The sequence below is a fragment of the Chryseobacterium endophyticum genome (assembly GCF_056333165.1).
Genome location: NZ_JBWGXE010000020.1, coordinates 1 through 4578 on the forward strand (window position 1 = coordinate 1; position 4578 = coordinate 4578).

Here is a 4578-nt window from a genome sequence, read left to right on the forward strand (position 1 = left end):
TAATTGTTGACGCTTCAACTGCTGAAACTCTTCCTGGACTTTGTCCTTTGCCAAGGGCATCACCGTCACTATTTTTATCATCAGTTCTTTTTTCCCTAAAATCTTTACCTGTAAAATCAGAACCCAGATCTTTAAATCTTAGATCCAATTCTTTTGCTTTTTTATGTGCTGCTGTATAGCCCTTCGCATTATTTTCTGGGGAGCTTGCTGCAGGACTTTCAGGACTATTAAGGATTCCCATGTAATTTTCAAGTGCCTCATGTAAAGTGCCCACTCCGTTAGGTAAACCTAAAATTTCATCTAGTTTTTTGTTTACCACTGGATTTACGACATTAACACCTATCATTTTCCCATTTCCGGCCATCTTATTACCTCCGTAAGCGCCTCCTTGATAAAAAATGCCATTATCAAGCCTATAATCACCATCCGATTTTAAAACAACAATATTACAAACATCCTCAGTAGCTTTTAAAAATGTAGATGATGCTTTTGTTAGTTTTGCTCCTTTAACATCTTCAGCCGTAACTTTTCCTACTTCATCCATTTTTAAAATTAACTGCCCTTCTACAGAAGACTGTAATTCAGCCAATACTTCATTTTTATATTCTCCTGTAATAATTACCTCCTTTCCTGACCTTCCGTCCGGATCAATAAACCTAATCGGATTATTATAAGCGTAAGTATAAGGTGACCATCTTCTCGAAGTTTCCGCCAGCTGATCCACTACACCCCATCTTCCAATATCCGGCATATAAAATCTTGCCCCATAATCATACATTCCCGTCTCGGTCTGCAATTCTTATCCGTTGTACTTTGTTCACCTACCAAGACATGAGCGAAACGTTCGTGCCAGCATGGGAGATTATTTATTTTTTTCCTTAACATTTTTATATAAACTAAAAAAATAAGTACATATATGATGACATTTAATAATAGATTTATGAAATTGTTTCCATTTAGCTTAACACAATCACTTGAATAGAATTCGTAGTAAAACCTTGGAACACCGATTGAAAAAGAATTATTAAAAGGTTCTTCCCCAAAAAATTTCTGATAAAAAATAGTGTAAAACAAATAAACACAAAAACCAATAAACCAATTTGCTATATTTTTCATTACAATTATTATTTTGAAGGAACGGTTGCGTTTCTATAATATTCAATAGGTTTTAGATATCTTCTATCACCTACTGTTTCTGTATAGCCTCTTCCATACACTGTTAATGGATCAACTTTTCCATCTGTTTGTGATCTCATATAAACATTTGAATTTGGAATGATAAAGTTTATTATTGTTCCATCAAATGCTCCTGACATAGACTCAGATCCGCCCGCTCTTCCTCCTACTCCAGCTGTATAGTAGACGTTGCTAATTCTCATAAATTTCTCTGCAAAATTATCACTCTGGCAACCGTAAAATGCAGCAATACTATTACCTGAATCAAATTCCAATTAATTTTAGACCAACCCTGTATCTACCGGCACGAGCGGTGGCCAACGAGACGAATATTAAAAGTTAATACAAAGCAAGAACTTTTTTAAGATACTCCTCAGCAATATTTTTATTAGCTGCAAATGTATAAGATGTATATGACTTACTTGATGGGTCATAAAGTGTTATTTCAGAAGACTTAACTCTAAATAAATACATCGGTTTTTTAACAATTAATTTCTGTTTTAAAAATAGAGACATCATTTGTGTATTCTTATCAATATACAATGAATCTATTTCCGAACCTTCATTTTCCAAATATTCATTTTGTATTTCATAATTATACCGAATTGAATAATTGCCTATGCGAGTAGAATTATATTTGTTTGTCTTAAACCAAGGCAAAAACATATTAAGGTCGCTCTTTCCAATAGTATAGGTAATTTGTATCGTGTCATTTTTCATCCCGGTCAATCCTAAACCCATATAGGGAGCAACAGTAATTTCTTCTTTAAGTCTTCCTTTTGTATCAAAAATTTGAATTGAAGGAGCTCCTTCATCAGTGGTATATCTAGCACGAACTATATCTGTTTTGCCTGCACTTATTTGATAAGAAAATCCTGTCCCCTCAAATTTATCGAAATCAGGATTTCCACATGCTATAATAGATAGCAATAATGTTAAAAACAGACAGATATTTTTTATTTTCGATCTCCCCATATTATTTTGCTTTTTTTGATTATTCCTTCAGCTGTCGTTACATTTTCATAGCCTAAACGCTGAAATAGATTTGAGTTAAAATGTTCTCCATACGCTGGGAAACCTGCTTTTAGGGCTTCATTTTTCCAATAAGAATTTCTAAAGATAAGCCCAATTTTACTATTCCCCGATAAATTAAATCCCCCTGCATTCAGCATGAAATCCATTTTATCTTGTCCTGTTATTGAGGCTGCCCTACCTGCAGCAAAATTTCCAACATCTCTAGCTGAAACATAAACCCCTTCTGTTATTTGTGAACCAGCGTATAACCCGCCACCATTTTGCGTTTTATAATCATATTTATTACCATTACCTCCGTTCCAAGCATAACCCATTCTTGCAAAAAATCCTCCTTTAAATTCATTATCATCAGACATTCCTTTACTGAAATCTGCCAACCAATCTCTTGCTTGGAAAGATCCAAAATTTATTTTACCTGCTTCCTTACCACCTACATCAAATTCTGTAAAGGAATTCCACACAAGCGTTCTTCCCATTCTTTCCCCGCCTCCCGAAGTATTTTCTTTAGAATAGTTTTCATTAAGTTCCTGTTTAGTTTCTTTAGTATTACCTCTATGACGGTAAACTCCTAAATCTCCGTCTTCTATAACCTTCACTACATTTCCAAACTTATCAGTATGTGTGCTTGTCGCTTCTCTCCCATCCGGGTCAATAAACATTATCGGATTGTTAACTGCGTAATTGTATGGTGAAAATCTTCTAGAAGTTTCCGCCAACTGATCCACCACGCCCCATCTTCCAATATCCGGCATATAAAATCTTGCTCCATAATCATACATTCCTGTCTCTGTCTGTAGCTCCTTTCCGTTGTATTTATACTGATAAGCTGAATTCCCAGCCAACACATTATACCCTTCATGCTTCAACCCAAACGGATAATAGTTGTTTTCTTCAAGAACTTCTATTCCATTGCTATTGTCGAAATAACTTACACGCACATTTCCCAAACTGTCAGAGGGATATTACTCATCATCTTCTAAGTTTTCATACTTATAATCTGTTAAAACCAGTATTCCGAAATATTTCCATTCAAACTCATCTTGGTAATTAATCCTTAAGACTAATGTTTTCTTTGTCTTTTGAAGTATGTCTATAGATTTAATTATTTTGTGATGTGAAGGATATCTTCCATCTCCATATGGTGAGGTTGCTATAAAATTAGCGGAATTTTCTCTTTTTAATACGAATCCATCAAACATTCCTAATTTTATTTCCTCTTTCGATTTAAATTTTTGATTATTCAAACATAATATTGTCTGAAAAACTTTATTTGGCTCATCATATTTGTACAATACCCCTTTGTCAGAATCATATTTCAAGTATTCATACTTCATTTTTGAAGTGTCCTGCTTAAAATAATCAAATATGCCTAAATCAATCTTTTCGTTGTTAAGTGTTCCTGTTTTATATGTTACAATAATAGGTTTGTAAAATTCCAAAATTTGACCTTTCATCATGCTATTAGAACACATAATGAGAACATATAGGAATATTATTAACTTAGTCTTCTTTCTTTTTTCTTGCATCTTCTCTAACTTTTATAAGTTGATTCATAATCGTTTCTGACGGAGAGCCCGGTGTTCGTGGAGCTATAAGTTTAAAAGCATCTGTACCATATTTAATATGATCTGCATCTTCGTTACCTGTAGTATCTTCTATATGTGACTTAACCTCATGATAAACAGCTTCTGCTAAATCATAATTATTGTATCCAAAAGTTTTGGAATTACCTTCTTCGTCTACACTTTTTATATTATACCTTGAATCGTTATTTTTCTCTTGAAAATACGTTTCATTTAAAGAAACTAAATGAACATTTTTATCTCCTGATTTTGATATATCCAAATTATTGAATTCGGCACTATTGGTATATCCTTCTGGAAGTGATATTTTGTTATCCTTTACTAGTCCCATATTCTTAACATTAGCTATGGTTTTTGCTACAGTTTTAGAGCCAGATCCAAAATTTTTAGAACCTATATAAATATCATCTGTTTTACTCGTTCCGTATTTATCCCAAATTCTTCTTCCTTCTGCCGTTTTATACATAAGTTCTTTAGATGCTTTAAATGATCCATTCGCAGTTAAAATAATGATATCTTTTCCTGCTCTTCCATCCGGATCAATAAATCTGATAGGATTATCAAATGCATATGTATAAGGCGACCATCTTCTCATCTTTTCCGCCATTGGATCTACCACATCCCATCTCCCAATATCCGGCATATACATTCTCGCGCCATAATCATACATCCCTGTCTCCGTCTGCAACTCCTTTCCGTTGTACTTATAGTTGTATAATCCCGCTCACATTTTGCAAAACTTCCTACTCCGGTTTTTCTCGCACGAGGCTTTTCACTGTGATCG

At 34.0% G+C, this 4578-nt stretch carries 3 protein-coding genes and 3 pseudogenes; all 6 read right to left on the reverse strand.

Annotation, left to right across the window (positions count from 1 at the left end; translation table 11 throughout):
* Positions 1–631: 631 nt before the first annotated feature.
* Positions 632–814: pseudogene (locus AC0N32_RS19655) on the reverse strand (RHS repeat-associated core domain-containing protein); the annotation flags it as partial.
* A gap of 310 nt (positions 815–1124) precedes the next feature.
* Positions 1125–1451 (reverse strand): hypothetical protein, encoded by a 327-nt coding sequence (locus tag AC0N32_RS19660; protein WP_476395531.1) that lies wholly within the window; start codon positions 1449–1451, stop codon positions 1125–1127.
* Positions 1452–1515: 64 nt separating this feature from the next.
* Entirely contained in the window at positions 1516–2151 is a 636-nt protein-coding gene (locus AC0N32_RS19665) for a hypothetical protein (protein WP_476395532.1), read from the reverse strand.
* Between the two features lie 680 nt (positions 2152–2831).
* Positions 2832–3167: pseudogene (locus AC0N32_RS19670) on the reverse strand (RHS repeat-associated core domain-containing protein); the annotation flags it as partial.
* A gap of 6 nt (positions 3168–3173) precedes the next feature.
* Positions 3174–3737, reverse strand: coding sequence for a hypothetical protein (locus AC0N32_RS19675; protein WP_476395533.1), 564 nt, complete (start codon positions 3735–3737; stop codon positions 3174–3176).
* 583 nt (positions 3738–4320) lie between these two features.
* Positions 4321–4509 (reverse strand): annotated as a pseudogene (locus AC0N32_RS19680) (RHS repeat-associated core domain-containing protein); the annotation flags it as partial.
* Positions 4510–4578 lie beyond the last annotated feature (69 nt).

Excerpts from the sequence above, each read along its gene's own strand:
- AC0N32_RS19665 (WP_476395532.1), bottom strand. The coding sequence starts at position 2,151 with ATGGGGAGATCGAAAATAAAAAATATCTGTCTGTTTTTAACATTATTG.
- AC0N32_RS19675 (WP_476395533.1), bottom strand. The coding sequence starts at position 3,737 with ATGCAAGAAAAAAGAAAGAAGACTAAGTTAATAATATTCCTATATGTT.